Annotated in this window: 21 protein-coding genes and 1 tRNA gene; 14 read left to right on the forward strand and 8 right to left on the reverse strand. The window is 63.0% G+C overall.

What is annotated here, in order from left to right; genetic code table 11:
• The first annotated feature begins 23 nt into the window (after window positions 1-23).
• From cysD to LI72_RS11115, 3 genes are read left to right on the forward strand one after another with little or no spacing between them, the layout of a single operon-like run.
• Window positions 24-953, forward strand: a complete 930-nt coding sequence (gene cysD / locus LI72_RS11105; protein ID WP_033925899.1) for a sulfate adenylyltransferase subunit CysD — start codon at window positions 24-26, stop codon at window positions 951-953.
• Window positions 953-2,857: a sulfate adenylyltransferase subunit CysN gene (cysN, locus tag LI72_RS11110; RefSeq protein WP_033925900.1), complete on the forward strand. Its 1,905-nt coding sequence runs from the start codon at window positions 953-955 to the stop codon at window positions 2,855-2,857. Before cysD ends, cysN begins: the two co-directional genes overlap by 1 nt.
• Window positions 2,858-2,874: 17 nt before the next feature.
• Window positions 2,875-3,606: a 3'(2'),5'-bisphosphate nucleotidase CysQ gene (locus LI72_RS11115; protein WP_231562472.1), complete on the forward strand. Its 732-nt coding sequence runs from the start codon at window positions 2,875-2,877 to the stop codon at window positions 3,604-3,606.
• 34 nt (window positions 3,607-3,640) lie between these two features.
• Here LI72_RS11115 and LI72_RS11120 read toward each other — a convergent pair whose 3' ends face one another.
• On the reverse strand, window positions 3,641-4,348 hold the full coding sequence (locus LI72_RS11120) for a TetR/AcrR family transcriptional regulator (protein WP_156139577.1): 708 nt from the start codon (window positions 4,346-4,348) through the stop codon (window positions 3,641-3,643).
• Window position 4,349: 1 nt separating this feature from the next.
• Between LI72_RS11120 and LI72_RS11125 the strand changes: the two genes are divergently transcribed.
• From LI72_RS11125 to LI72_RS11145, 5 genes are read left to right on the forward strand one after another with little or no spacing between them, the layout of a single operon-like run.
• Complete coding sequence (locus LI72_RS11125; RefSeq protein ID WP_033925903.1) at window positions 4,350-4,865, forward strand: VOC family protein; 516 nt, start codon at window positions 4,350-4,352, stop codon at window positions 4,863-4,865.
• A 10-nt stretch (window positions 4,866-4,875) separates the two neighbouring features.
• The gene (locus tag LI72_RS11130) at window positions 4,876-5,661 is read left to right on the forward strand and encodes an SDR family NAD(P)-dependent oxidoreductase (protein WP_033925904.1); all 786 of its coding nucleotides are present in this window, start codon (window positions 4,876-4,878) and stop codon (window positions 5,659-5,661) included.
• Complete coding sequence (locus LI72_RS11135; RefSeq protein ID WP_033925905.1) at window positions 5,651-6,823, forward strand: hypothetical protein; 1,173 nt, start codon at window positions 5,651-5,653, stop codon at window positions 6,821-6,823. Before LI72_RS11130 ends, LI72_RS11135 begins: the two co-directional genes overlap by 11 nt.
• 12 nt (window positions 6,824-6,835) lie before the next feature.
• Window positions 6,836-8,017 carry a sulfotransferase family protein gene (locus LI72_RS11140; RefSeq protein WP_033925906.1) on the forward strand — a complete coding sequence of 394 codons (1,182 nt, stop codon included), beginning with the start codon at window positions 6,836-6,838 and terminating at the stop codon, window positions 8,015-8,017.
• Entirely contained in the window at window positions 8,014-9,024 is a 1,011-nt protein-coding gene (locus LI72_RS11145) for an alcohol dehydrogenase catalytic domain-containing protein (protein WP_033925907.1), read from the forward strand. The genes LI72_RS11140 and LI72_RS11145 overlap by 4 nt, the downstream gene beginning before the upstream one ends.
• Window positions 9,025-9,082: 58 nt before the next feature.
• Here the strand turns inward: LI72_RS11145 and LI72_RS11150 are convergent, their stop codons facing one another.
• From LI72_RS11150 to LI72_RS20030, 4 genes are all read right to left on the reverse strand, one after another.
• A complete protein-coding gene (locus LI72_RS11150; RefSeq protein ID WP_033925908.1) occupies window positions 9,083-9,958 on the reverse strand; it encodes an SDR family NAD(P)-dependent oxidoreductase in 876 nt (291 codons plus the stop codon).
• Window positions 9,959-10,371: 413 nt separating this feature from the next.
• The gene (locus tag LI72_RS11160) at window positions 10,372-11,877 is read right to left on the reverse strand and encodes a GH39 family glycosyl hydrolase (RefSeq protein WP_197051876.1); all 1,506 of its coding nucleotides are present in this window, start codon (window positions 11,875-11,877) and stop codon (window positions 10,372-10,374) included.
• 17 nt (window positions 11,878-11,894) lie between these two features.
• A complete protein-coding gene (locus tag LI72_RS11165) occupies window positions 11,895-14,138 on the reverse strand; it encodes a glycoside hydrolase family 3 N-terminal domain-containing protein (RefSeq protein ID WP_033925910.1) in 2,244 nt (747 codons plus the stop codon).
• Window positions 14,139-14,291: 153 nt separating this feature from the next.
• Complete coding sequence (locus LI72_RS20030) at window positions 14,292-14,642, reverse strand: hypothetical protein (RefSeq protein WP_156139578.1); 351 nt, start codon at window positions 14,640-14,642, stop codon at window positions 14,292-14,294.
• Between the two features lie 422 nt (window positions 14,643-15,064).
• Here LI72_RS20030 and LI72_RS11175 point away from each other — a divergent pair, with 422 nt between their 5' ends.
• Both LI72_RS11175 and LI72_RS11180 read left to right on the forward strand, forming a co-directional pair.
• Window positions 15,065-17,881 carry a TonB-dependent receptor plug domain-containing protein gene (locus tag LI72_RS11175; RefSeq protein ID WP_197051877.1) on the forward strand — a complete coding sequence of 939 codons (2,817 nt, stop codon included), beginning with the start codon at window positions 15,065-15,067 and terminating at the stop codon, window positions 17,879-17,881.
• Between the two features lie 89 nt (window positions 17,882-17,970).
• Window positions 17,971-20,136 (forward strand): PKD domain-containing protein, encoded by a 2,166-nt coding sequence (locus LI72_RS11180; RefSeq protein WP_197051878.1) that lies wholly within the window; start codon window positions 17,971-17,973, stop codon window positions 20,134-20,136.
• Window positions 20,137-20,257: 121 nt separating this feature from the next.
• Here LI72_RS11180 and LI72_RS11185 read toward each other — a convergent pair whose 3' ends face one another.
• The 3 genes from LI72_RS11185 to LI72_RS11195 form a co-directional block, all read right to left on the reverse strand.
• Complete coding sequence (locus tag LI72_RS11185) at window positions 20,258-21,154, reverse strand: ThuA domain-containing protein (RefSeq protein ID WP_052129740.1); 897 nt, start codon at window positions 21,152-21,154, stop codon at window positions 20,258-20,260.
• A gap of 302 nt (window positions 21,155-21,456) precedes the next feature.
• Window positions 21,457-21,531, reverse strand: a tRNA-Gln gene (locus tag LI72_RS11190).
• Between the two features lie 119 nt (window positions 21,532-21,650).
• The gene (locus LI72_RS11195; protein ID WP_033925913.1) at window positions 21,651-22,736 is read right to left on the reverse strand and encodes a branched-chain amino acid aminotransferase; all 1,086 of its coding nucleotides are present in this window, start codon (window positions 22,734-22,736) and stop codon (window positions 21,651-21,653) included.
• A gap of 110 nt (window positions 22,737-22,846) precedes the next feature.
• Between LI72_RS11195 and LI72_RS11200 the strand changes: the two genes are divergently transcribed.
• From LI72_RS11200 to LI72_RS11215, 4 genes are all read left to right on the forward strand, one after another.
• Window positions 22,847-23,353 (forward strand): MarR family winged helix-turn-helix transcriptional regulator, encoded by a 507-nt coding sequence (locus LI72_RS11200; RefSeq protein ID WP_033925914.1) that lies wholly within the window; start codon window positions 22,847-22,849, stop codon window positions 23,351-23,353.
• Window positions 23,354-23,442: 89 nt separating this feature from the next.
• Window positions 23,443-24,465, forward strand: coding sequence for an NADP-dependent oxidoreductase (locus tag LI72_RS11205; protein ID WP_231562445.1), 1,023 nt, complete (start codon window positions 23,443-23,445; stop codon window positions 24,463-24,465).
• Window positions 24,465-25,277, forward strand: a complete 813-nt coding sequence (locus LI72_RS11210) for an enoyl-CoA hydratase/isomerase family protein (protein WP_052129741.1) — start codon at window positions 24,465-24,467, stop codon at window positions 25,275-25,277. The genes LI72_RS11205 and LI72_RS11210 overlap by 1 nt, the downstream gene beginning before the upstream one ends.
• 4 nt (window positions 25,278-25,281) lie before the next feature.
• Window positions 25,282-26,448, forward strand: a complete 1,167-nt coding sequence (locus LI72_RS11215; RefSeq protein ID WP_081984862.1) for an acyl-CoA dehydrogenase family protein — start codon at window positions 25,282-25,284, stop codon at window positions 26,446-26,448.
• Window positions 26,449-26,481 lie beyond the last annotated feature (33 nt).

The raw sequence follows: 26,481 nt of genomic DNA on the forward strand, positions 1-26,481 counted from the left end.
AAGAACTCCGGACGGGGGATGACATGTCACAGCAAGCAAGTTCGTCTGTATTGACGCATCTGGAGAGGCTGGAAGCCGAAGCAATCCACATCATGCGCGAGGTGGTGGCCGAGGCGGAAAAGCCGGTGATGATGTATTCGGTGGGCAAGGACAGCGCGGTGATGCTGCATCTGGCGCGCAAGGCATTCTTCCCCTCGCCCCCGCCCTTTCCGCTGCTGCATGTCGACACGACCTGGAAGTTCAAGGACATGTATGCGCTGCGCGACAATATGGCGCGCGAAAGCGGCATGGAGCTGCTGGTCTACCAGAACCCCGAGGCGGCCGAGCGCGGGATCAATCCGTTCGATCACGGCCCGCTGCACACCGACATGTGGAAGACCGAAGGGCTGAAACAGGCGCTCGACCTGCACGGCTTCGACGCGGCATTCGGCGGCGCGCGGCGCGACGAGGAGAAAAGCCGCGCCAAGGAGCGCATCTTCTCGTTCCGCACCGCAAGCCACGGCTGGGACCCCAAGAACCAACGGCCCGAGCTGTGGAACCTCTACAACGCGCGCAAGAACAAGGGCGAGAGCATCCGCGTCTTCCCGATCAGCAACTGGACCGAGCTCGACATCTGGCAGTATATCCAGCTGAACGACGTACCGATCGTGCCGCTGTATTTCGCCGCCGTCCGCCCGACCTTCGAATGGGAGGGCCAATTGTTCATGGCCGATGACATCGACCGGCTCACCCGCGTGCTGGGCAGGACGCCCGACATCACCGATCGCTCGATCCGCTTCCGCACCCTGGGCTGCTTCCCGCTTACCGGGGCGGTCGAAAGCACCGCGAGCACGCTGAGCGAGGTGATCCAGGAGACCTTGCTCACCACCACCTCCGAACGCCAGGGCCGCGTGATCGACAAGGATGCCGGCGGTGCGGGCATGGAGAAGAAGAAGCAGGAGGGCTATTTCTGATGAACGCCGTGTACCAGACCGAAGCCCTGATCGCCGAAGACATCGATGCCTATCTCGATGTTCATCAGCACAAGACCATGCTGCGCTTCATCACCTGCGGGTCGGTGGACGATGGCAAGTCGACGCTGATCGGACGGCTGCTGTACGACAGCAAGATGATCTTCGAGGATCAGCTCGCCGCGCTCGAAAACGACAGCAGGAAGGTGGGCACGCAGGGGCAGGAAATCGATTTCGCGCTGCTCGTCGATGGCCTCGCCGCCGAGCGCGAGCAGGGCATCACCATCGATGTCGCCTATCGCTTCTTCAACACCGAAAAGCGCAAGTTCATTGTCGCCGACTGCCCGGGGCACGAGCAGTACACCCGCAACATGATCACCGGCGCTTCTACGGCGGATCTCGCCATCATCCTGATCGATGCGCGCAAGGGCGTGCTCGTCCAGACCCGGCGGCATTCCTATTTGTGCCACCTGATCGGCATCCGCAACATTGTGCTGGCGGTCAACAAAATGGATCTCGTCGGCTACAGCCAGAATGTCTACGACCAGATCGTTGCCGATTATGCCGCGTTCGCGCAGGGCATCGGCATAGAAAGCTTCACTGCGCTGCCGATATCTGGCTTCAAGGGCGACAATATCACCGCGCCTTCTCCCAACACGCCCTGGTACGAGGGGCCGAGCCTGGTCGAGCATCTCGAGACGGTCGAGGTGCTCGCATCGGTCGATGCGGACAAGCCGTTCCGTCTGCCGGTGCAATGGGTCAACCGGCCCAATCTCGACTTTCGCGGCTTTTCCGGCCTGATCGCGACCGGATCGTTGCGGCCTGGCGATTCCGTCCGCGTGCTGCCGTCGGGCAAGACCAGCACGGTGACGCGCATCGTGACGCTGGATCGCGATCTCGGCCAGGCGGTTGCCGGCCAGTCAGTGACGCTGTGCTTTGCCGACGAGATCGATTGCTCGCGCGGCAATGTCATCGCTGCCGCCGACCAGCCGCCCCAGGCCGCCGATCAGTTCGAATCCACCCTTGTCTGGCTCGATGACGATCCCCTGATCGTGGGCCGCGCCTATTGGCTGAAGCTGGGGACGCAGACCGTTTCGGTCACCGTCCAGCAGCCCAAATATGCGGTCAACGTCAACACGATGGAGCGGCTGGCGGTCAAGACGCTCGACCTCAACGCGATCGGCGTCGCAGAGCTGATCACCGACAAGCCGATCGTGTTCGAACCCTATGCCGAGAACCGCGCCCTGGGCGGCTTCATCCTGATCGACAAGCTCACCAACGCGACGGTTGCGGCCGGGATGATCCATTTCAGCCTGCGCCGCGCGCAGAACGTGCACTGGCAGCCGACCGACCTCACGCGCGAGGACCATGCGAAAATGAAGAACCAGATGCCGAAGGTGCTCTGGTTCACCGGCCTCTCGGGTGCGGGCAAGTCGACCATCGCCAACGAGGTGGAAAAGCGGCTCGCGCTGATGAACCGGCACACCTTCCTGCTCGATGGCGACAATGTGCGGCACGGGCTCAACAAGGATCTGGGCTTTACCGAGGCCGACCGGATCGAGAATATCCGCCGCGTCGGCGAGGTCGCCAAGCTGATGGCGGACGCAGGCCTCATCGTGCTCACCGCGTTCATCAGCCCGTTCCGCGCCGAACGCGACATGGTGCGCCAGATGCTTCCGCAAGGCGAGTTCGTCGAGATTTTCGTCGACACCCCGCTCGAGGTCGCCGAGGCGCGCGATGTGAAGGGATTGTACAAGAAGGCGCGCTCGGGGGCGCTCAAGAACTTCACCGGGATCGACAGCCCCTATGAGGAACCGCTCTCGCCCGAGATCCGGATCGACACCGGAGCCATGACCATCGAGGAAGCGGCGGAATATGTGATCCGCCAGCTGCTGCCGCTGAAATGACGGAGGTTCGCATGACCATGACCGATGCCGAACTTGCCGCGCACCTGGCCGAGGTGGCGGGCAATTTGCTGATCGAGGTTCGCAAGAGCGGGATGCTGAGCCTCAAGGCGCTGGGCAAGGCGGGCGATGCGACCGCCAACCAGTTCCTCTGCCACGCCCTGCGCGAGCAGCGTCCCGATGATGCGCTGCTGTCGGAGGAAGAGAAGGACAATCCTGCCCGCCTTGCAGCCTCGCGCTGCTGGATCGTCGATCCGGTCGATGGCACTCGCGAATATGGCGAGGCGCGCACCGACTGGGCGGTGCACGTCGCGCTGGCGGTGGACGGCGTGCCGACTACAGGGGCGGTGGCGCTACCGGGCCAGGGGATCGTGCTGCGCTCCGACCAGCCGGTCGCCGTGCCGCCCGCTCCGAAGAAATTGCGCATGGTGGTGAGCCGAACCCGTCCCGCACCCGAGGCACAGGCGGTGGCGGCCAGCCTGAGCGCCGAACTGGTGCCAATGGGCAGCGCCGGGGCCAAGGCGATGGCGGTGATCCTGGGCCAGGCGGACATCTATCTGCACACTGGCGGCCAGTTCGAGTGGGATAGCTGCGCCCCTGCCGCGGTAGCGCTCGCCCACGGCCTGCACGCTTCGCGTATCGATGGCTCGCCGCTCGTCTACAACCAGGCCGATACCTATATGCCCGACCTGCTGATCTGCCGGAAGGAGCATGCAGACAGGGTGCTCGCCAGAATTGCTGGAGCCGGTTAGGACTACCATTGCTTCCGGTCTTTTCCGACGTCCGTCATCGTGCCTCGCCGAGGCCATTTAGGATGAAATCCGCGAATGCGCTTTCAATGGTGTCGTCAGAGGCCAGGCCCGGCGGAAACAACCAGTCGCGAAAGACCACAGCGCCCAGCGCAGCGGCAAAGGACACGCGTACGGCCATGCGATGATCTGAGTCGCCCAGGCGTCCGGCCCTCATTGCCGCTCCGGTTTCAAAATAGTCCGACAGGGCGGCGATCGGGCCGTTCTCCTCACCGCCCGCAAAGGCCTGTGAAGAGAGCAGTGCGACGAGTAGTTGGCGGTTCTTCCGCAGAAAGCCCAGCAGCGTCCTGACATAGCGGTCTGCGGCATCGCGATCACCCGCTGCGAAAGGCAATTGCGCCGCGCGAAAATCGGCAAGATGGGCATTCAGGGCGCCGAACATCGCTTCACGAAACAGCGTCGCCTTGCTGGGAAAATAGCGGAACAGCTGCGCCTCGGTAACGCCTGCCCGGGCAGCGATGGCTGCGGTGGTAGCCCCATTCGGACCGCGAATGTCGAACTCGGCCCGGGCAGCAGCAAGGATCGAGGCGATCAGCTCCTCGGCCCCACGTTTGCGGCGCTTCTGTCGGCCGCCCGCACTAGCTGATCTATCCGTCATAGGCCGCTTGCCTTCCCGTTGGACAAAATGATAGTGTGCACTATCAATGATCGAACGACGATAGTCGCGACCGGAAAGATTTGCCACGATGGTCTTGGGCCTGCCCCGCACCTTCACCCCCGTGACGCCTGGCGACGGATTGTTGCGCGCAGAGCATTTCCAGCTTGCCTATGCGACCAATGACGTGGACCGCGCGTGCGAGCTGTTCCGGCGTCAGCTCGGCATTGCGCAGTTTCGTCGCCTTGAGGGACAGCTGCCCAAAGGCGGACAGATCCGCGTCGAACTCGCCTGGGTCGGTCCGGTGATGTACGAACTGCTGAGTGCCAGCGGACCTGGTTCGGCCATTTACATGGACCGGTTGCCGCCCGGACCCGGCTTTGCGATCCGGCACCATCATATGGGCTTTCTGCTCGATTCCACCGAAGCCTGGGATGCCCTGATCGTCAAGGCGGCGGCTGCCGATCTGCCGGTGCCATACCTGAACGACAATCCCGGCTTCCTGCGCAGCTGCTTCGTCGATGCGCAGCCGCTTGGCCATTATCTCGAATACATCTGGCCCGAGCCTGCTGGCCTCGAATTTCTTCTTTCCGTCCCGCGTAACTGAGGAGCCCGCCATGCCGATTGCCCATGATTTTGTCGGCAAGGTTGCCGTGGTGACGGGGGGAGGCGAGGGTATCGGCGCGGAAACGGCGATGCAATTTGCCCGCGCCGGTGCGACTGTCGTGATTGCCGGTCGGACTGCGCCGACGCTGGAGCGCACAGCTTCCGCCATCACGTCCCAGACCGGTTCTGGCTGCATCGGCATGCCTGCCGATGTGACCGATGAGCAGCAATGTATCTTGCTTGTCGATCAGGTTCTGACGCGCTTCGGGCGGATCGACGTGCTGGTCAACAATGCTGGCGGTGCGCGCCAGGTCCCGATCCGCCAGTTCCGCACCGACAAGTATCTCGCCGAGTTCGACCTCAACCTGCATTCGGCCTTTTATTGCGCCAGGGCCGCTGCTTCTTCGATGATGGCGCAGGGCTGCGGCGCGATCGTCAATGTGTCCTCGCTTGCCGGCGTATTCGGGACAATGGGCGTCGCTCCCTATGCTGCCGCCAAGGCGGGCTTGCAGATGTTCACCCGCGTTTCCGCTGCCGAGTGGGGGCCGCGCGGGATCAGGGTCAATTGCGTTGCGGCAGGACTCATCGCCACCGAGAAGGCCAAGGCCAAATGGGCGCGCACCGGCTTTGACGAGGGGCAGGCCGTATCCGGCTTTGCGCTGCGGCGGGCCGGCATGCCCGAGGACGTTGCCCAGGCAATCCTGTTCCTTGCTGGCGATGGTGCATCCTATATCAGCGGCGAGACGCTGGTGGTCGGGGGCGGCCCTCAGCTCAAGGGCATGATCGATGTCGATTGAGCCGCAGCTTCTGCCGCTACTGGAGCCGCTGGAACAGGCGGTGCGGGAACTGGCCCATACCTGGCATCCGGACGATCCGGCCTATCGGGCGGACGTGCTGCGCCAGACGATGACCAGCCTGTCCTATGCCTGCTTCGCCTATTTCCATGCGGATGCCGAACATCCCGACTGGGCACCTTTATGGAACCCGGTCTACACATTGCAGCCCAATCCCGACGACATCTATCTGCAGTCCCCTATTCGGGGCGACCTGACATATCGCGTTTCCGGGAACCGCGGCACGTGCCGGATACTCAGTTTCACGACGCAGCGGGCGCTTTCCGGCACCGTCGACGAGATGCCCCGCCCGAGCGGGCATAACGAGGTCGACGACAGCGATCTCGGCCTTGCGCCGGGCGAGGAATTCGAAGTCATTTTCAGCGCAGTCCGACCAGAGGGCTATGCCGGGCGCTGGGCCCCAATCGACCCTGAGGCGCGGGGCATGATAGTGCGGTCCCGCAGCTATGATTGGCTGAACGAGGTCGATCCGGTGCTTTCTATCGAGTGTCTCGACCCCGTGCCGCCCAAGCCGCGCCTGTCGCCGGAGGAAATTGAGGCCAGGATAGGAGAGATGGCCCGCTTCCCGGCGCGCAAGACCCGTCTCTACTATCCCATGCAGAATGGAGTGAAGGATCGGGTCGGATTCAATGTTTTCGAACCTGTCCGCATGCCCGGTGCGCTGGCCAAGCAGGTTTACTGGCCTGCCTGTTTCCAGCTGGAACCGGACGAGGCGCTGATCATCGAGACCGATCTGCCCGCCCGGCGTCCCTATTGGAACATTCAGCTCAACGATCCGCTCTTCAATGCGCTGGAATATGTCTATCGCCTGTCGAGCATCAACGGTCACACCGCCAAGCTGAGCTCCGACGGCCGGCTGCGCGCAGTGATTGCGCTGACGGATCCAGGCGTCCCTAACTGGCTCGATCCGGCAGGCTATACCGAAGGAGGCATCTATGGCCGCTGGTACGATTGCGATACCGAGCCGGTGCCGATCATCAAGCGCGTGAAGTTGGCGCAACTGCGCGATCATCTTCCGCCCGATACGCCCGTCGTCACGCCACAGGGACGAGCGGAGGAACTGCGCCTTCGTGTCCGTGCCTGCCAGCGTCGTCGTCGCTGGTAGGGCGGTGATATCATGACTTTGCGGGATGCGCTCCCAACCAGGTTCAGGGACTCGGCCGAACGGCTGCACGATCTTGTTGCGCAGGATCTCGGCTCGGACGATTTCGGGCCCGGCGATTATCGCTCTGGCCTCGAAATGCTCCTGCATTCGATGGATTATGATCCCCAGTTCACGGAACGGGGACGGCACATTGCCTGGTCGCAGGTCCTGGGCGTGCTGCGCAGCCGGGCTGCAGCCTATATGGCCATGCGCGAAAACCCCGGCTGGGCCGATACGCCCATTGTCGCGCCGGTGGTCATCACCGGCATGCCGCGGACTGGAACCACAGCGCTGCACAAGCTGATGGCGCTCGACCCGCGCTTCCAGGGCTTGCAGACTTGGCTGCTGGAAGCGCCTCGCCCGCGGCCACCGCGCGCCAGCTGGGAGGCTTATCCCGAATTCCGCAAGACTGCGTCCCGGCTTGCCGAACGTTATGCCGATGCACCGATCAAGCAGACTGCGCACGCCATGGCAGCGGAGGAGGTCGACGAATGCTGCCTGCTGCTCTGGCAGGGCTTCGTGTCGAATCTGTGGACTGTAGGCTGGTCGGCAGCGAGCTATGACGCCTGGTGGCAGGCACAGTCCGAAGCTCCGGCCTATGCGCACTACCGCCGCTGCGTGCAACTGATCGGCAGCGCCGAGCCACAGCGGCGCTGGCTGCTGAAAAATCCTGGCCATGTGGCGAATCTCGATCTGCTATTGGCCACGTTTCCCGACGCGCGGATCATCCAGATGCATCGCGACCCCGCCAAGGCTATTCCTTCGCTGGTATCCCTGCTGATGGCGCGTCACGATGTTATCGAAACCGGGCGCCGCGAGCAGCGCGGTGATATCATGATCCGGCGGGAGGCGGCAAAATGGTCGGATGCGCTGGCCAAGGCCGAAAGGGTGCGTGCACGCCATCCTGATCAGGTGCTCGATGTCGTCCAGCGCGATCTTCATCGCCATCCGATGGCGGTTATAGAGCGGGTCTATGCATTTGTCGGAATGACCCTGACGGAAGACCTGAAGCAAGCGATGCAGGCTCAGATCGGCGGACCGCGTGATGGCGAGCATCGCTATGCCATTGCCGATTACAATATGACGGAAAAGGGACTGAGAGAGGTCTTTGGCGATTATGCCAGGCGTTTCGGCCAGGCGGAGGCGAGGCCATGAAGGCGGCGATCTATGCCGGTGGCGGTGGGCCCGTTGCCATCGAAACCCGGGCCGATCCCGTTCCGGGCGATGGGGATGTCATCATACGCGTCGACCGCTGCGGCATCTGCGGGACGGACCTGGCCATGACCCGTGGCGACGCATGGGACTATGGACCAGATAGCCAGTTCGGTCACGAATTCGCGGGAGAAATCGTTGCGGTGGGCCGCGCGGTGGAGGGACTCAGGACGGGCGACAGAATTGCCGTGCTCCCTTCGGTTTCCTGCGGCACCTGCGCGCTGTGCACCAGCCATGGCAACAACGTGCTGTGCAAGGAATCTGCCGACATACTGACCGGAGGATTTGCAGAATATGCCCGCCTTCCGGCCCGCAATGCCACGTTGCTGCCTGCGTCCCTGTCGTTTGCCGATGGAGCGCTGATAGAGCCGATGGCCATCGCCCTTTATGGTCTGCGGATGGCCGGGATTGTCGCCGGAGAGCGAGTGCTTGTGCTTGGGGCAGGCGCGGTGGCCTGCTATGCGATCTACTGGGCACGCCGCATGGGGGCTGGGCGGATCGTTGCCATGTCCCGGAGCGCGCAGCGTGCGGACATGGCACGCTTGATGGGGGCAGATGCTCTGGTGCCTTTCGGTCCGGATGAACGCGGTGAAGTCCAGGCCGCTCTGCACGGCCCGCCATCTGTCGTGCTCGAATGTGTGGGGGCTGTGGGCATGTTCGCCAAGGCGGTGGACCATGCTGCACCTTTCGCGCGGCTGGTCTCGCTTGGGTTCTGTACCGCTCCCGATCCCGTCACTCCGGCTCTGGCGGCATACAAATGTCTGAGCGTCCATTTCTCGGTCGGTTATACGATGGGCGAATTCACCCATATTGCCGACGCGCTGGACAAAGGCCATTGCGATCCCAAGGCGTCGATCACAGCGACGGTCGGACTGGATCAGCTACCCGCGATGCTCGGGCGGCTCAGGAGCGCGCATGGCGAGACCAAGGTCCATGTTCGTTGCAGCTAGGGCGTTTACGGGCATTCTGGTCGCCCACGGGTGATTGCCAGTCGGCGGCTCGGAAACTTCAAACCGTGTCCGACTGCCGCAGGGCCGTCTCGATCAGCTTCTCGCTCTCAGCCCATAGCCGGTCGCGCGTGGCCCTGTCTGCTACCGTCGGGTTGGGCTGGCGCCGGGCGCGCTTGTGCCAGTAATCCCCATTGGATTGCGCGCCCTCCGGCGCGGTCGCCAGCCAGATCAGCGTGTCTGCTCCTTCGGCCTCAGTCAGCTTGTCGAGATGCTTCAATCGTTCCTGCGTCTCGGGCGATGCATGGGAGAAGAAGTTCGAATCCACCGCACCGGGATGAACGGCGTGCGCAACGATGCCATCGGCATCAATCCGGTCTGCCAGCGCGCGGGCAAAGATGACATTGGCAAGCTTGCCGGTACAATAGGCGCGGCCCGGGTCGAACCGGGCCAGCCCCTGCAGATCGTCAAGGTCGAGTGAAGGGATCATCTCGCTGGCATCGGAAGTGGTATTGAGAATGCGCACCGCACCATAGGCCTGGTCCCGGGCGGTCCGTTTCAACAGCGGCAAAAGCTCTTGGGTCAGCAGAAACGGACCCAGGTGGTTCCCGGCGAAATTGGCCTCCAGTCCTTCGCGGGTCATCACCAGGCCCGCTGTCATCGCACCTGCATTGTTTATCAGAAGGTCTAGTCGGTCCGTCAGGCTTGTGATCTGGCGCGCCAGTTCCAAGGTATCTGCCATCGACGAAAGATCTGAAGCCAGCATGGTGAAGTCCATGCCTCCCGCGGTCGCCGAAATCTGGGCTTCGACACGACCTATGCGTTCAGCATTGCGACCGGTGCCGATGACTTTCCAGCCTTGGTTGGCAAATGTCATTGCGATGTGCTTGCCAATGCCCGAACTCGCCCCCGTTATCACCACCGTCCTTTTTACCATCGCCTGTCGCTCTCCATTTCGATGCGCAATCTCCCCGATCTGGCCACGAACAGCAAATCGCCGAGGTGATGCTTGGCAGAATGCCTCGCATGAACGGGTTTTTGCCGAACCGGTCTGAGCCTTTCTTTCGACACAAGGCAGGCATGAACATCAGGTCATGCCGACGGACATGACGGACTTTGTGCTTTTGACCGATCATTACGCGGCGCGCGTTCCGAAAAACGCGAGGGGTAGGCGCGGTCGGCGTGATTTCCATTCTGGTCGGCATGAACCGTTTGCGAAAGTCAGGGTGCGGAGGTGCCTCTGCCAGCTCGCGCTCTGGATCGGCCCGGCACGCTGTCCTGCATCCTGACGGAAAGCAACCAGCCTTCGCCTGGCCCGGGTACCGGCAAATATGTCGGTCTGTCGGATCGTCACACAATCTCGATCAGGGCAACGCCCTCAGGCGGAAGGTCGAGCGACAATGTCGATCGCCCGTCAAGCCGCATTCGCACCGGCGGGGCGATTTCGGATGCGGCGCGCAGTCGGGTCAAGTGCTCGGGCCTCAGGTATTGCGGTGAGCCCATCATGCGCCATGCGGGCAACGGCGAGCCGCGTTCCTGGTCAACGAAGCGTACCACCGCCTTGGCACCCGGTTTCGTCCCGTCAAAGCGGACATCCAGAGTCTTGGGGCTGCCCTCTACCTTGCGCTCCGTCGTGGCGCTGGGAAGGCCTGCTGCTTGCTGAGCCTTGGCGAGATTCCACACCAAGGCAGCCACACCGCGGCCCGGCATTCTCGTGGCCAGCCCCGGGCCGTCGACATGCAATTGCTCGGTGCCAAGGGCATGAAGCAACTTGTAGGTGTTGAAGCCGGGCCGGGCGATGCCGCGATACAGCGCGGGCCAGCCATTGTCGCCTTCGCGCAGTACCGTGTCGAACACCCCCAGCTCCTCATAGGTGCCCGACAGCGTCCAGTGCGACATGGCCTGCACATGGGGCAGGCATTCCTTGACGACATGGGCGATCATCGCCGGGCTGTCCGACGACCATTCCGACAGCCACAGCGGCTTGCCCGCATGAGCCGTGGCCTCGATTATCCGGCGCACCTCGCGCACCGTATCGGGTACTGCCTCGTTGACATCCTCGTCCTTCTTCTGGGCCGAGGCGGCGTAGGCATGGGTGCCGAAGAAATCGAGCGGGGCATTATTCTGCCCGCAGAAGTCGGCGAATTCCCTGACCCATGCGCCTTCCGAGGTCGACGGGCCGCCCACCGGAATGACGGCGTCGATCTGCTTGATGGCCACGGCGGTCGCCTTGTAGAGGTCGAAATATTGCTGCTGGTTGCCCGACCAGAAAAACGGCAGATTGGGCTCGTTCCAGATTTCGAACGGCCAAGTGCGCAGCGCCGCAACGCCATAGCGATCGGCCAGCGCACCAACCCAGGTGCGGATGAAGGCCGACCAGTCGTCGAGCGATTTGGGCGGGCTGATATTGCCCTTGTAGAAGCCGAAAGTGCCGGTGCCAGAGGCGAGCGCCTGCGGCATGAAGCTGACCTCGACATAGGGCGATACGCCGCGCTCGATCAGCCCGTCATAGACCTCGAACACATTCTGGAAATTGGGTGTGACCTTGCGGCGGTTGAGGATCGAGGGGGCATAGACCCCGAGCTCGTCGTTGAGGATGCCGTGGAAGCGCACGCGCTTCAGCCCGACCTCCTTGACCCAGCGATCGAGATCCTGCCGCCAGCGTTCGCGCAAGGTTATCGCGGCGCGGTCCGATCCGGCGGATTCCTCCCACACATGGGCAAGCGTGCCGACGACCTCGCGGGCATGGATGGTGACGGGCAGGCGTTCGGTCTGCTGCGCGGCCCAAGCGGCGTGGGGAAAGGTGGCTGCCGCTGCCAGAGCGCTGCTGGCCCGGACGAATTCCCTGCGATCCATTGCCTTGCCTCTCATTCTCAGCGCCCCGTTGTTTCGAAAGTGGTCGCGAAGGGCGCGGTGGAATCCCCGCCCACCGCCACATCGAAGACCGAATTTTCTACGGTCCAACCCTTCTTGGGCGGGCTCCAGTAGCGCAGTTCGGTGTCAGTAAGGGTGAAGCGCACCTCGCGCCGTTCGCCGGGCTTCAAAGTGATGCGCTCGAAGCCCTTGAGCTCGCGCACCGGCCGCGCCGCGCTGCCCACGCGCTGGTGGATGTAGAGCTGCACCACCTCGTCGGCCGAGCGCTTGCCGGTATTGGTGACCACAGCGCTGACCGTCACGCTGCCATGCGGCCCGACTGTGCCGCGATCCACCGTGATGTCCGAATAGCTGAAGGTCGAATAGCTGAGCCCGAAGCCGAAGGGATAGGCGGGCGCGCCGCTTTCGTTGCCGTATCGCTTGTCGGCGTTTTTCGGGTCATGCGAGTTCAGCCGCGCGTAGAACAGCGGCGATTGGCCCGCATTGCGTGGCCAGGTGAAAGGCAGCTTGCCGCCCGGAACCGCATCGCCCAGCAGCAGGTTTGCGGTCGCATCCCCGCCGCGCGATCCGGGATACCACATCTCGAGGATCGCCCCGGCCTTGGTCTCCTTGAGATCGACCGGCCGGGCATTCATCAGCACCACCACGGTCGGCTTGCCCGTCGCCACCACCGCATCGAGCAGTTCCTGCTGGCGTCCGGGCAGTTCGAAGGTCGATCGGGACGAGCTTTCCCCGGCCATGTCCTGGCTTTCGCCAAGCACCAGCACCGCCACATCGGCGGCCTTGGCGGCAGCCACGGCCTCGGCGATGCCGCTGTCATCGTCCTTGGGCACCGCGCGGATGATGGTCTTGTCGAGATTGACGAAGGGAGAAGGATTGACCCGCGCAGGGATGACCACACCCGGCGCATACGTTACCGTTACTCCCAGGCCGACCTTGTTGCGGATACCCTCGAGGATGGACTGCATCGCCGGCTGGTTCTGGTTGAAAATCCACGGGCCGAGCGTGTCGCGCGGCGCATCGGCCAGTGTTCCGATCACCGCAATCGAGCGCAGCTTGCTCTTGTCCAGCGGCAGAAGGCCGGCTTCGTTGCGGAGCAGCACCGCAGAACGCTCGGCCGCGACGCGCGCCAGATCGAGGGTTGCGGGCTGCCTGAGCCGCTTTGCGGCCGCTTGCTCATCAACATAGGGATTCTCGAAAAGGCCCATCCGGACTTTGACCGAAAGCACGCGCCGCACCGCTTCGTCGAGGCGGGCGGGATCGACCTTCCCGGCCGCGATCGCCGCGGGCAGATTGGCGAAGGTCGGCCCGATAAGGTTCATCTCCATGTCGAGCCCCGCGTTTATGGCGAGGGCTGCGGCATCTTCGGGCGTAGCTGCCACGCCGTGGGTCTTGAGGCTGCTCACGTTCTCGTTGTCGCCGACTATCCAGCCCTTGAAGCCCAGTTCGCCGCGCAGCAGGTCGGTCAGCATCGGCTTGCTGGCCGTGACTGGAACGCCGTTGAAACCCATATAGGCGGCCATGATATTGGCTGCACCCGCGTCGATCGCTGCCTTGAACGGGGGCAGGTAGACGTTGTGCAACTGGGCATCGGACATGTCGACCTCGTCGTAGTCCCGACCGCCGGCTGCCGCGCCATAGCCCACGAAATGCTTGGGCCCGGCAATGATGCGGCCGGGCGTGCCGAGGGCGGGGCCCTGAAAGCCGCGCACCTGCGCCGCTGCCATTGCGCTGCCGAGAAAAGGGTCTTCGCCCGCGCTCTCGACGATCCTGCCCCAGCGGCCATCGCGGGCGATGTCGATCATCGGCGCAAAGGTCCAGTGGATGCCGACCGCTCGCGATTCGGCTGCCGCCGCCGCCGCAGTCTTCTCCACGGTACCGGGATCCCACGAAGCGGCGTTGGCGATCGGGACCGGGAAAATGGTTGCGAGGCCGTGAATTACATCGAAACCGAACAGCAACGGAATCTTGAGCCGCGATTGGTCGATGGCCAGCCGTTGCAGCCGGTTGGTCTCGGCAGGATCGCTGACGAACAGCAGCGATCCTCCGCCCGTTGTTGCGCGCATTTCCGCGAGCTTCATGAGGCGGGGATCGGGCGGGGCAAAGCTGGTGGTGACCTGTGCCGCCTTTTCCTCGATGGTCATCTGGGCCAGCAGGCTTTCAACCTTGGCTTCGACAGCGCTGTCGTTTGCCGGTTGTGGCCGATCCTCCGCCGCCGCAGGCGTCATATGCGTCAGTGCCATCGCGGCGGCGCCACATATGGGCCAGAGTTTGCGTAGCCCGGATAACCAACTGACGGCCGCGCTGAAGGCGAGCATGATGTGTTCTCCAATAAGGAATGAGGGCAGGCAGGGTGAGGCCGCTGGTATTTCTGGATGTCGCGGGCGATCCTGGAGCTATGCCTTTGGAGGCAATGTGTTCAGATCGGTCTGGATCGCCACCAGCGTTTCGGTGGTGATCCGGTCGGGCACGAATTCCATGAGCGCCAGAAGCGTCAAGCTGCGGCCAAGATCGATCTGGGGCTCGCTCGAAAGCCCTGGGATACGATTGTCGATCACAGCCTTCGCAGCTGGATCATCAAGCAGCATGCCCAGGTTCGTTACCCTGACATCATATCGCCCCGTCAGGGCGGCAGGGATTGCAAGTTCCGCAGCCTGATTTGCTGGCTGTGCGTCAACTGGCGCGAAAGGCAGCGGTGCGGCAAAAGCGAGTGTGAGGGCGCAGGCGGCCATCCTCTTTCTGTCCATATTCTCTCCTTGACCGGGCTTGTCCGATGGCGCCCGGGTGTCGGGACAAACCTACTGCATCTTCAAGCCTAGGCTTGGCTCAGTTAGCTTCGCGATTTGCAATTTCCCCCGATATCGTGGTGGCGATCTCGCTGGCAAACAAATGGTGCCGTCGCTGAAGCAGCATTTCGGCCTTGGCGAGAATGGCCATCGCTCGCGCGATATGGATACCGTCATTCTTCCCAAAAACAGGCCACCGGATGATTATGCGCTCGAGGCTGTGACGCCAAGACCGCGCTTGCCATCAATCGTTTGCGGAGATCGCTGCCAGGGGATTGGTTACCAGCAAGGGGCCGGATGAGCCTCATTCTGAATTCCGCAGCATGCAACCCGGAAAGGGCTGCGGAAAAAAATATCCGGGTAGAGGTTATGGGAGGATGTTCATGAGGAAAATTGTGAAGCGTTTGCTGTGTTCAGCCGCTTTATCGGGTGTTTTTGCGATTGCTCTGATGCCGCAGTCTGCCGTTTCGCAGGACGCCGATCGCGACAAGGTCGAGAGAGAGCCCGAGATCGTCGTAACGGGCACCTTGGTGCGCGGCATTGCCCCGGCCGGTGCAAGCGTGCTTTCGACCACCAGCGAGGACATTCAGGCGGTAGGCGCAACGACGACCAACGAGATCCTCCAGACCATCCCGCAACTCGGTGCGTTCAACAACGTGCTGCAGCCGCTGGCGGTCAGTCCCGAAGTCGCAGTCAACCGGCCCAATCTGCGCGCACTGCCCGGTTTCAACAACGCCGGCGGGTCGACCACGCTGGTCATGATGGACGGTCACCGCATCGTCGGCATGGGCGTTGCGTCAACCACGCCTGATCCGGACGTCATCCCGCCGGGCGTCATCGCACGGATCGAAATCGTGCCGGACGGCGGCTCGGCCATCTATGGCTCGGACGCGGTTGCGGGCGTACTTAACTTCATCACCATCGACCGCTTCGACGGCCTCAAGGTCGACGGTGCCTATGGTTTTGCCGACAACTACTATCGCTGGAATGCCAACGTCACCGGCGGCATCGACTGGGATACGGGTTCGATCTTCGCATCCTATGCCTATGCCAAGTCAGATCAGTTGTTTGGCCGCGATCGCGACTTCATCCGCCAGTTTCCCGGGCCGGACGGCAGGATTTCGCTGGAATGCGCGCCTGGCAACATCTCGGCCCTCGCTGGAGCCTTCGCGCCTTCGGGGACAGTCCGCGGCGTCAACGGCGGGCCAGTTACCCAGTGCGACAGCAGCGACTTTGCAACCGTTGTCCCGGCTTCGGAGCGTCATTCTCTGTACGGTGGCCTGACGCAGGATCTCTCGGACAAGCTGACGATGAAGCTGCGCGGCTTCTACACAAACCGGCAGACACAAATCCAGAACGGGCCTTATCGCGAATCCCGGGTTGTCGTGCCCGCCTTCTTTGCCGGGACGGCGCAGTCGCTGGGCATTCCGGCCGTAACAAGCCCTTTCAATCCCTGGAACTTCGGCGGCATCGTGGGCGGCAGGCCGGTGTTTGTGCCCGGCAGCAACAACGGTGTCGACCTGGTGCAGAACGTTTCGTTCCAGTTTGGTCCTAACGACGCATCCGGCGCGGACATCGAACTGGACACCTGGGGCATAAGCAACGAGTTCGCATACGATCTCGATGGCAACTTCCAGCTGCGCTTTCTTGGCAACTACGGGCAGAGCACGACGTCGCTTCGTACCCGCACGGTCAATGATGTTGCACTCGACAATGCCATCCTGGCGGGGCTGTTCAATCCATTCAATCCGGGTTCGAGCAACACAACGGCACTTGGCATTATCTCGGACTTCAGCGAGTTCGGCCGAACGCGGCAACGCTTCACCAACGTCCGCGCTATCGTGGATGGTGATCTGTTCGACATTGGCGCCGGCCCCGCCAAAATCGCCTTCGGCCTGGAATATTACAAAGAAGGTTTCGATTCCCGCCGCGGTGAAGCAGTTCCCGGGTCGGAATTCAGCGGCTCGGCCGCCCGTTCGGTCGGAACGACGCTCATCGCGCCTGTTCGGGCGCCGGTTCCCCGCTTCAACCTGTCGCGCGACGTGAAATCGGCGTTCGGCGAACTGATTGTGCCGCTGGTTTCCAGTGAAAGTGGTTTCGGCATTCGGGTGTCGGCCGCGGGCCGCTATGACGACTACAGCGATGTGGGCAATACCTTCAACCCACGCTTTGGCGCGACTGTCGATGTGACCGACTGGTTCAGCATCCGCGGGGCTTGGGGCACCAGCTTCAATGCACCCAGCCTTGCCGACAACGAGAATGCCGATGTGAATGAGCTTTTCACCCTGGTGGGCTCCGCCGCTGGCTTTTTTGCTCCGCCAGCCAGCCTGCAAGCGGCCAACGGCGGGCCTTTCCCGAATTACACCGGAGGCCTCATCATGGCGATCCGTGGCAATGCGCCCGGGATCGTGCCGCAGGAGGCGGAAACCTGGACTGTCGGCTTCGAAATGGAGCCACCCATTATCCCCGGTCTTCGCCTCAGCGCCACCTATTACAACATCTCCTACGATAACTTCATTGGACTTGCGCCGTTCGAGAATCCTGCGCTGCTTTATCGCGACTTCGCCTTCGTCATTGATACCACATTGACCCAGGCCGAACTCAATGCCGCGGTGGCGAATGCTGATGTCTTCAATGGTGTTCCTCCGACAAATCCTTCCACCGTCTATGCCCTGTTCGATGCCCGCAAACGCAACTTCGGCGGCTTCAAGCTGGACGGGATCGACTGGCAGGCAAATTATCGGATCAAGACCGGTTTCGGGGCGATCTTCTTTGACACTGCGGGCACCTATGAGCTCGGCCGCGAACAGCAGAACGTGCCCGGCGGACCTTTTTTTGATCGCCTGTCGGTGAATGCCAACCGTCTGCGGGCTCGCAGCTCCATCGGCGCGGAGGTCGGGCCGTTCCTCGCCCAGATGGCCTGGAATTTCACCCAGGGTTATGATGTCAGCCCGGCGGTCGGATTTATCCCCCAGAACCGTGTCGCGGATTTCAACGTCTTCGACCTGTTCTTCAAGCTCGACGTCCCGGGCGGCGGTATCGCCAAGGACCTGACGCTTACACTGAACGTCAACAATGTCTTCGATGCGGATCCGCCCGAGTTTCGCGGCAACATTCCGGTCGGTGGCCAGCAGGGCGTGCCGGCCAACTTCCTGACCATCGGCAGGCTGGTGCAGTTCGGGATTTCGAAGAAATTCTGAATGGTTATCTCCAGAACAAACGGGCGGGCGTTCGCTGGTCGAACGCTCGCCCAATCATTTGCTTCGGACAAGGATGGGAGCCAAGGATGATGTCGAGCCGGATTCTTCGAGCCGCAGCAATGGCGAGCATGGCGTGCCTGGCCGCGGCTTGCACCACGGTGGAGGACGCAGGTGGGAGCGTTGCATCGGTGACCGGCACGGCACGGCCTGAAATCAAGCCGATCGATGCGACCGGCTTTGCCACGACGGACGCATTGTTTGCGAAGCCGTTCATCGATGTGCAGGAATGGCGTTCGGCGCCGGTGCCGCACTTCTATGTTCATGGCGGCTTCGAAGGGACCGCAACACGCTTCTCTTATTACTTCCCGTTGGCAAAGGACTATCAGGGACGCTTTTTCCAGCATGTCACCCCCGTGCCGGACAGCGAAAATCTTGCGCAGAAGATGCCTGAAGGCAAATTCAACAAGATCGGTTTTGCCGCCGCTAGCGGTGCCTATTTCGTCGAGACCAATGGCGGTGGAAGCTTCGACATCACCAAAGGTTCGCAGGCGCTCGCCGATCCCACCATCACGGCGTTTCGCGCCAATGCCGCGGCAGCGCAGTTCTCGCGCCACGTGGCAGCGCAGGTCTACCCCGGCAGCAAGCGTCCCTATGGCTATGTCTATGGCGGCTCGGGCGGTGCATTCCGCACCATCGGCAGTCTCGAAAGCACAGAGGGCGTCTGGGATGGGGGCGTGCCCTATGTGAACGGGTCGACCATGGCGATCCCCAACATGTTCACCGTCCGCATGCAGGCACTCCGCGTGCTGCGCGACAAGTTTCCGCAAATCGTCGATGCGCTGGAACCGGGCGGCAGCGGCGATCCCTATGCGGGCCTTACCCCTCACGAGAGCGAGGTCCTGCGCGAGGCCGAGAAGATGGGCTTTCCGATGGAAAGCTGGTTCGGCTGGCGAACGATGGGCCTGCACGGCTTTGCCGCGCTCTATGGCGGCGTATCGATGGCGGACCCCAGCTACTTCACTGATTTCTGGACCAAGCCGGGCTATCTCGGACACGACAGGCGCGACCTGTTCAAGGAAGACCGGCTCCAGCATACCAGCACCATCGCCGATATCGTCACCGTCGGCGAAGCGGCCGCGATGGGGATCGATTCCAATCCCTTCAGCGAAACCAGCCGTGGCGGGGTCGACAATGCCTTCATGCTACCGGCCGGCGCAGACCCAGACCAGATCGTCGGCCTCCGCCTCGCCGAAGCGCCCCGCCAGACCTACTTCCTCGGCGGCGAGCTGATGGTCCAGAGCGGCGCGCTGGCCGGACAGCGCGTGTTTCTGGACAAGATCCGCGGCGACATGATCCTATTCGGTGTAACCGAGCCGAAGCAGATCGCGAAGCTGGCCGTAGGCGACACAGTCATGGTCGACAATTCGAATTTCCTCGCCATGGAGAGTTACCACCGCCATCAGGTGCCAGGATCGGACTTTCCGGTGTGGGACCAGTTTCGCGACAAGGCAGGCCAGCCGATCTATCCGCAGCGCCCATTTCTTGTCGGCCCGCTCTTCGTGCGTTCTACGGCGGGCACGACGCTGACCGGCAATGTCGGCAGCGAAAAGGTGGTTCTTGCCGCCTCGCTTTGGGACCGCGAGGCGATGCCGTGGCAGGCCGACTGGTATCGCCGCAGGGTCGTAGCCAATGCCGGGGGCACGGACAATGTCCGCCTATACTTCACCGAGCACGCCCTTCACGGCGACGAGCCGGACAACGAGGATCCGAGCAGGATCGTGTCCTATCAAGGGCCTCTCCAGCAGTCGCTTCGCCTGCTGGCTGACTGGGTCGAGCACGGCAAGGTGCCGCCCGCCAGCACTGGGTACACCATCGCCGATGGCCAGGTGCTTGTTCCCGGCGGCGCTGTCCAGCGCAACGGCATCCAGCCAGTCGTTTCGCTGACGGCCAATGGTTCCTCGCGGGCCGAGGTAAGGGTAGGTCAGCAGGTGCGCTTCGAGGGCAATGTCGTTTCTGCTCCGGCTATCGGTGCGCTGGTTTGGGCCGACTGGGATTACGACGGCGACGGGACTTTTGTCGATCGCGTGCCCCTGTCGAAAAAGTCAGCGGCGATGGTCAGGGGCACACACCGCTTTGCCACGCCAGGAACCTATTTCGTCACCTTGCGCGCCATGTCGCAACCACAAGATGCGTTGGGAACGCCTTACGCGGAGCTCATCAACCTTGCCCGCGTACGCGTTGTGGTTTCGAGATAGAGTTTGTGCCAGGTGGACAGCCCGGAAGGGTGCCCCATCAGGAGCAAACCGCCAAGGTCGGTAGTGGCTGAGATCTGCGGCCTTTCGCCTCGCCATTGGGGGGCTTTGGCGAATGCGCTGGCTAGGGTCTCCCGCGATTGTTCCGGCACCCTTCGCCATCTATAGCTAGCGCCCAGCGGGTCGCGCCAGCCAACATGCGCCGGTAGGCAGGTTCGGCAAAGCTTTCGGCGGTGTGCCCCATCGCCGAGTAAAACACCCGGCCTTTGCCAGCGCACCGCCACCAAGCGATCGGGTGGTCTTTGCCCATGGCGAGATTGGTGCCCGTCAGGCTCCCTGGCTTGTAGGTGGTCTCGTCTATGGTCGCGAAGATGGTGACACCGGGCGTCGCGCGCGGCGAGTTATCGAACGAATACCATTCGTCCATGCGTATCCATACGCTCGGCAGGTCTTGCGCAGCGGCATGAGTGCGATCCTCGACCGTCACTCTCGCCTGTTGGAACTGCGGATCCATTGGATGGCCGACGAATTGGGTGCCGATGATGTTCTTGACGTACCAGTCCCAAGCTTGGTGCGAATTATCGCCGGCGGCATGGAGCCCGACAAAGCCGCCGCCTTGCAACACGAAGGCCTTAAACGCGTCGCGCTGATCAGGCGTGAATACGTCTCCGCTGACATTGTTGAAGATCACCGCATCGAAGCGGGACAGGATTTCCGGCGAGAAGGCTGCACCATTGTCGGTCTCGAAAATCCCCCAGCCGTTTTCTCGTGCCAGGCGTTCAAACATCTCTTTTGCAGCTGGAATAGCCTCTTCGTGGCGAAAACCGTTAGTCTTGGAAAAAACGAGGATCGCGGGCCGTGAAATGGTTGCAGGCATGGCAGGGGCAGTGGTTTCGTAGACCTTTACTCCGCCCAGGAACACGCGTTGGATCGTATCCCAGTTCCGCCACACGGAAAACGCGAGCCACAGCCCCGCGAGCGCGAGCACAATTCCAATCGCCTTCAATACCTTGCGGATCATGCCTGCTTCCCCCCTGGTCACGCAGACATTCGCACGGCATTCCAGATCCCGCGAAACGCGGTGGCGATATCTGGGCGGCAGGAATGTGTTGCTCCCTGGTATCAGACTTAGATTACAGCCTTTAGGCGTGCATCGATCTGTGGATAAGCGTGGTCGTTGCCATGTTTAGCTTGCGATCCAAACCAGGCCGATTCAAGGTCTGCGGGTCGGGGCCTCGGCATGGTACCATGGCACGGTGCCACGAGGTTTTGAATCGCATTCAAACCTGTTATTTTTCAATAACTTGAAGGCAGTTTAAAAGCTGGCTGGGGTGGCAGGATTCGAACCTGCGAATGCCGGTACCAAAAACCGGTGCCTTACCACTTGGCGACACCCCAATGCCGAGCTCGCGGCGCTGTCCTGGCGGTGGGCCGGGGCAGCGCGGGAGCGGCCTATATACGGAAAAGGCGCGGGCCGCCAAGCGCCTTTTTGGGGCGCTGGGGCGCGCGCTGCGCGATCAGCCGATGCGGTGGACCCAGCCATGCGGATCGGCCGCATCGCCGCGCTGGATCGACACCAGCGCCGAGCGCAGGCTGGCGGTCACGGGGCCTGACTGGTTGCCCCCGATGGTGAAGCTGCCTTGCGGACTTTTCACCGTGCCGACCGGCGTCACCACGGCGGCCGTGCCGCAGGCAAAGGTCTCGCGCAGCTTGCCGCTCTCCGCGTCGGCCTGCCACTGGTCGATCGAATAGGGTTCCTCACGCACGGTCAGCCCCTGCGCACGGGCCAGTTCGATGATCGAATGGCGGGTGATGCCGGGCAGGATCGTTCCGGTCAGTGGCGGGGTGATGATCGAGCCGTCCTCGAACACGAAGAACAGGTTCATGCCGCCCAGCTCTTCGACCCATTTGTGCTCGGCGGCATCAAGGAACACGACCTGGTCGCAGCCTTGTGCAGTCGCTTCGGCCTGCGCGACGAGACTGGCAGCATAATTGCCGCCGCATTTGGCCGCGCCCGTGCCACCCGGCGCGGCGCGCGTGTAATGCTGCGACACCCAGATGGTCACCGGCGCGATGCCACCCTTGAAATAGGCACCAACGGGCGAGGCGATGGTGATGAAAAGATATTGCTTGGCCGGGCGCACGCCGAGGAACACCTCGCTCGCGAACATGAACGGGCGCAGATACAGCGCGCCGCCATCGACCTTGGGGAACCATTGCGAGTCGATCCGCACCAGCTGCTCGACCGATTCGATGAAAAGGTCCTGGGGCACATCGGGCATCGCCATGCGTGCAGCGGATTCGTTGAAGCGGCGGGCATTGGCATCGGGGCGAAACAGCGCGGTGCTGCCATCGGACAGCTTGTAGGCTTTCATGCCCTCGAAGATTTCCTGCGCATAGTGCAGCACCGACGATGCGGGATCCATCGGGATCGGCGCACGCGCGGTCACCTTGGCATCATACCAGCCGCCCATGTCCGCGTCATAGCGCACCACCACCATGTGATCGGTGAACAGCTTGCCGAAACCCGGATCGAGCAGCGCGGCATCGCGCGCGTCCGCAGGCGTGGGATTGGTGGTCGGCTCGATGGCGAAGGGCAGCATGTCATCCCCTGAAAACTGCAAGGCTTATCGGTGGTCATCCGGCCCGGTTCGTTGACCTTGCTGCAACGCGGGCTTGCCAAGACCTAATCGCGCTGGCAATCAAGGTCAACATGCCTGTCCCATCTTCCCCCTCGGCTTCCGCGCTGTTCCTGCGCGAGGATGAAATCCGCCACGGTGTCGAGCTGCTGTTCTTCGGCTACACCCGGCTGACCAAGTCGATCGACGATCAGCTTGCGGTGCAGGGGCTGGGCCGCGCGCACCACCGCGCGCTGTATTTCATCGCGCGCAACCCCGACTTGACCGTCAGCCAGCTGCTGCGGGCGCTGGCGATCACCAAGCAGTCGCTGGGCCGGGTGCTCACCGAGCTGCAGCGGCGCGACCTGATTGAGACTCGCAGCGGCGAGACCGACCGGCGGCAGAAGCTGCTGCGGCTGACCGCGGCGGGGGCTGCGCTCGAGTCCGAGCTGTTCGATGCATTGCGCAGCCGTCTGTCGCAGGCCTATCGCCGCGCCGGGCAGGAATCGGTGACCGGCTTCTGGCGCGTGCTCGAAGGGCTGGTGCCCGATGCGGACCGCGCGCTGCTCGCCGAGCTAGGCAGCGAGCGTCGCCCCGGCTGACATTGATGTCAGCATTTCTGCTTTGCTAATGGTATCGGTTATGCAATCAAGCCTGCAGCGATAACACAGGCAGGAGCGGATCGAGGGTCATGGCGACAATGCGCAGCGTGGTGCTGAAAGCGCCGATCGATGGCCTGCCGCAGCCCGATCATTTCGCCCTTGTCGAGCAGGCAATTCCCGCGCTCGACGACCAGCAGTTCCTCATCGAACACCGGATTGCCTCGGTTGATCCCGGGGTTCGTTCGCGGCTGCATGCCACCGGGGCGAGCTATGCCCCGCCGATCCCGCCGGGCGGCACCATCGACGGCTTCATGGTCGGGCAGGTGGTCGAAAGCCGCAATGCGCGCTTCCCGCAAGGCACCTGGGTGACCGGCAGCGGCGGCTGGACGACGCACAGCATCGGCAACGGGCGCGGCTATGTGATGCCGGTCGCCGATACGGGCCTGTCGCGCTCGCTGTGGCTGGGCGTGCTCGGCATTCCGGGGATGACCAGCTGGTTCGGCCTGAAGCGCGTGGGCGAGATGCGCGAAGGCGCGCATGTGCTGATCACCTCGGCCGCCGGTGTCGTCGGCGCGACCGCTGGCCAGCTTGCACGCGCCTGGGGCGCAGCCAGCGTCACCGGCATCGCAGGCGGCAAGGACAAATGCGACTGGCTGGTCGAGGCGTGCGGCTTCGATGCGGCGATCGACTACAAGGCCGTCGATGATCTCGACGCGGCGATCGCTGCGTCCTGCCCCAAGGGCGTCGACATCCTGTTCGACAATGTCGGCAATGCGATGATCGACCGGGTGCTGCCGATGATGCGGCTGAACGGGCATATTGTGGTTTCGGGCCAGGTGGCGGATTACAACGTCCCGCACGAACAGCGGGCAGGGATCACCAACACCGGCGAGTTCATCGCCAAGAGGCTGACGATGCGCGGCATCCTGGTGTTCGACGATATCCCCCAGTTCGCCGCCGCGCAGGCCGAGATGGCCGCGATGATCCGCGATGGAAAGCTGATCTATCGCGAAGAAATGTTCGATGGGCTGGCGGCAATGCCCGAGGCGTTTTGCGGCCTGTTCACCGGGGCCAGCTTCGGCCGCCGACTGGTGCGATTGGGAGAGTTTTGATGAGCCAGCATTTCCGCATCGAGGACCAGAGCTACAGCCGCTTCACCTTCGAGCGCGATGGCCGGGTGCTGAGCGCGATCATCACCTCGAACCATCCGGTCAACGGTGTCGACGGGCCGATGCATGACGAGCTGGCACGGGTGTTCACCGACCTGCAGCGCGACAGCGACAGCGACATCATCGTGCTGACCGCCAGGGGCAGGGCCTTTTGCGCCGGCGGCGATTTCGAGTGGTTCCAGCAGCAGATCGATGATCCCGCAAGCTTCCGCGCGATCGCCTGGGATGCCAAGCGTATCGTCTCCAGCCTGCTCGAGATGGAAAAGCCGATCCTGTGCCGGTTGAACGGCGCGGCGGCTGGGCTGGGGGCGACCATCGCCTTGCTGTGCGACATCATCGTGGCCGACGAAAGGGCGCTGATCGGCGATCCGCATGTCAAGGTGGGGCTGGTCGCAGGCGATGGCGGCGCGCTGATCTGGCCGCAGCTGATCGGCTATGCCCGCGCCAAGGAGCTGCTGATGACCGGCGATATGCTGACTGCGAGCGAGGCCAAGGCTTTGGGGCTGATCAATCATGCGGTGCCGGGCGACCAGCTCGATACGAAGCTGGGAGAGATCATCGCCAAGCTGCAGGGCAACCCCAAATGGGCGGTGCGCTGGACCAAGAGCGTGACCAACATCCCGTTGCGCGCGCTCGCCGCGCAGATGATGGACGCGGCGATCGGCTGGGAAAGCGTCTCCAACTATCTGGGCGACCGGCGCGAGGCGGTGGCGGCGATGGCCGAGAAGCGCGCACCCAAGCTGACGGGGGAATAGCAAAGTGACCCTGCAGACCTTCACCGACGAGCCCGATCATGTCAGCGCCCTGCGCGCGACGATCCAGCGGTTCGTGGCCGAGCATGCCCCGCGCGAGGCGCGGCAGGCGTGGGACAAGGCGGCGCGCTGGCCGCGCGATGTCTATGCCAGGCTCAACGAACTGGGCCTCACCGCGCTGACCGTGCCCGAGGAACATGGCGGGGCCGGGCAGGATCTGGTCGCTGCGATCGCAGTGATCGAGGAACTGGCCGCCGCCGGACCGTGCCTGGCGGGCCCGTTCATCCATACGAGCTTCTATGGCGGCATGAACCTCAGCGAAAACGGCTCGCCCGAGCAGAAGGCCGAGTTTCTGCCGCGCCTTGCCAGGGGCGAGATGTTCTTCGCTTATGGCCTGTCCGAGCCCAATGTCGGCGGCGACCTTGCCAGTGTCGAGACGCGCGCGGTGCGCGACGGCGACGAGATCGTCATCAATGGTGCCAAGCGCTGGTGCACCGGCGCCGATTGGGCGGATTACATCTATTGCCTGGTCCGATCCGGCCCGGCGGAAGAGCGCTACAAGAACCTTTCGTTCGTGCTGGTGCCGACCCAGGCACCAGGCGTGTCGATGCAGGATATCGAGCACGTCAACCTGCGCTACACGCACAGCCAGGACGTGTATTTCGACAATGTCCGGCTGCCAGTATCCGCCATCGTCGGCGGCGAGGCGATGTGGAACATGGGGTGGAAGCTGCTCGCGGGCCGCGCGCTCGATGTCGAGAAGCTCGAGATTTCCGCTGTTGCACTTGGCATCGCGCGCGCCGCGATCGACGAAGCCTGGGCCTATGCGCAGGAGCGCGAGCAGTTCGGCAAGCCGATCAGCCAGCATCAGGCGATCCGCCACAAATTGGTCACCGCGCGCACAAAATGGCACGCGGCGCGGCACATGCTGTATCACGCCGCATGGCTGGCGCACGAGGGGCGGCCCTGTTCGGTCGAGACCAGCATGGCCAAGTTGTTCGTCGCCGATACGGGCGTGGAGATCGCGCTCGCCTGTCAGCAGGTGATGGGGTCCTATGCGCTCAGCGATGCCTATGAGATGGAGCGGCATGTCCGCGACCTGCTGGGCATGCCGATCGTTGGCGGGTCGAGCGACATGCAGCGCAACAATCTGGCGAGCCTGATGCGGCTGTAGCGCCAGCGACATAACGGGGTTTGGGAAAACGTC

The organism is Sphingomonas sp. 35-24ZXX, assembly GCF_000786215.1.
GTDB lineage: Bacteria > Pseudomonadota > Alphaproteobacteria > Sphingomonadales > Sphingomonadaceae > Blastomonas.